Annotated in this window: 3 protein-coding genes; 1 reads left to right on the top strand and 2 read right to left on the bottom strand. The window is 62.5% G+C overall.

The window, feature by feature from the left end; translation table 11 throughout:
- Positions 1-446: DUF7282 domain-containing protein (locus QT222_RS01965; protein ID WP_491476136.1), on the top strand; the 446-nt coding region annotated here is incomplete at its 5' end.
- A 105-nt stretch (positions 447-551) separates the two neighbouring features.
- Here QT222_RS01965 and QT222_RS01960 read toward each other — a convergent pair.
- Together QT222_RS01960 and QT222_RS01955 are read right to left on the bottom strand one after the other, a co-directional pair.
- Positions 552-1,013, bottom strand: a complete 462-nt coding sequence (locus QT222_RS01960) for a pyridoxamine 5'-phosphate oxidase family protein (RefSeq protein ID WP_491476135.1) — start codon at positions 1,011-1,013, stop codon at positions 552-554.
- 73 nt (positions 1,014-1,086) lie between these two features.
- Positions 1,087-2,070 (bottom strand): outer membrane protein assembly factor BamB family protein, encoded by a 984-nt coding sequence (locus QT222_RS01955; protein WP_491476137.1) that lies wholly within the window; start codon positions 2,068-2,070, stop codon positions 1,087-1,089.
- Positions 2,071-2,099: the final 29 nt, after the last annotated feature.

Below are 2,099 nucleotides of genomic sequence, written 5' to 3'. Positions count from 1 at the left end.
TTCACGACGCGACGGTCACCGACGGTGAGGTCTTCGAAAGCGTCCGCGGAACGACCGAATACCTCGAACCCGGCACGCACGAGAACGTCGAAATCACCCTCGACACGCCGCTCGAAGAGTCTGGCACGCTCGTTCCGATGGCGCACAGAGACACCAACGGCAACGAGGCCTACGACTTCCTGACCAGCGAAGGCGCTGACGACGGTCCGTACGTGGCGAATGGCAGCGCGGTCGTCGACACGGCGGCCTACACGGTCGAAGGCACGGACACCGGGACGCCGATGGAGACTGAGACGATGACAGACGACGAAATGACGGACGACGAGATGGGCGACACGACCGACGAACCGACGACCGATTCGTCCGCCGAAGCGCCCGGATTCGGTCTCGTCGTTGCCCTCATCGCCCTTGTCGCGGCGGCACTTATCGCCGCCCGGCGTCGGTAATCGGGTTCCGCTGACCTACCCTCGTACAACCCTCCAAACACCCACTTTTCGTACGCCGCGCGGGCAACAAAGCCCCTCTCCGCGCGGCACCGGCCCCGTTTGGGGTTATTTTGATGAACTCATTCGACTCGCGTAGTCCCACGTATGCAACTTCGTGGGCCGGATTCGAATCGTCACTTCGTCGCGCTCGGGCGACAACAGTCGCTCGGCCAGCGGGGTATCGTCGTCACCGAGATAGCGGCCGATAAGCCGCCGGAGCACCGTCTTTTGCTCGTCGGCTTCGACGGTCGTGGTTCCCCGTCCGCGGACGCCGCGATACGGCGGGTCGTTCGTCGAGATTTCGAAGGCGACGTCGTCGTGTGCGCGAAGGAACCGAACCACGTCGGCGTCGGCCGAGGTGGCGCATCGAAGTTCGGACTGCTCGGCGTCCCACTCGTACCACAACGAGAGCATCCAGAGGTCGTCCGCCGGGGTTCGACACGAGAGTCTGACGGGAATCGTCGTCATCGTCAGGAACTCCTCGACGCGTTCGCGCGACCACGGGCCGGATGGCTCAGGACCGTTCATAGTGGGATGTTCGCGGGCCAGGGGCTAAGGTACGGTGGCTGTCTGCCTGTTAGGCAGCCCACGCGAGCCCGGGCTACCGGAGGCCGACGAATCCTTCTCTCGTCCGCAGGACAACTGTCCCGTTGGATAGTATCGGACCGGATTTGGGTACGGCAGGAAGGGCTGTTCGTTTGTCTATTTCCCCGGACTCAGCGTCGACGATGGCGAGTCTGGGTTGGTGGTCGTCTTCCTCCGCGTAGACGCCGACGTAGAGTTTCCCATCACACAGTGTCGCCGCCGTCTGTCCGGTCGCAGCAGGATGGAGGTCACGGAACCCGAGCGTCCAGTCGATGGTTCCGTCGTCAGCGTGAAGGGCGGTGAGTGCTCCTCCGAACTGCGTCAGATACACGTGAGCTTCATCGATGGCGGCGATTCGGACGCTCCTGCTGTCGCCCTGTTCGTTGACCCATCGTGGGTCTCGTTTCTCTTCGAGGTCGTAGACGGCCACCCGACCGTGGGCCGATGTGTAAAGTAGTTCGTCGTAGATGACCGGGGCGGCGGACATCGTCCGGGACGACCCGGACCAGTGGGTCGAATCGGTCCAGTCGGTCTCCCACCGATATTCACCGGTTTGCGTATCGAAGACGGTGAACCCGTCTGACTTCGGGTGGACCAGCGTGCGGGCCGTTGCAGCCGGGGGGACCAGAGTGAGTGTTGACCCCCCAAACCGTGTTTTCCACTCGACCTTCCCATCCGGCGTGAACCCGTACGCCATCGAGGTCGAATGACTCGTCGGTGTTGCTACGTGGACGAGACCTCCCGCAACGACGGGTTGCAGCGGTGGGTGACTTGACATATCTTCGCTCCACGACCACAATTTCTCGCCACCACTGAGACTCCACGCATCCAGTTGCATCCCGTCTGTTCCGTCGTAGTGGCTGAATAGTCGGCTGCTCGTGGCAACTACGACGTGCTCCGGACCGACCTTGGAGAAGCGTTGGGAGGACGTCCCATTTCGAGTGGTGAGGAAATCGAATTGGACGCCATCCGGGTTGACGGTGGATTCACTGGCGACCACGAGGCCGTTCGTAGTTACTGGCTCTGGCA

Source organism: Haloferax sp. s1, from assembly GCF_058382125.1.
Note: the sequence above shows the minus strand (reverse complement) of the source record. Positions and strands in the feature narration are given on the sequence as shown.

Coding starts and splice junctions, on each gene's coding strand:
- QT222_RS01960 (WP_491476135.1), bottom strand. CDS start 1,013: ATGAACGGTCCTGAGCCATCCGGCCCGTGGTCGCGCGAACGCGTCGAG.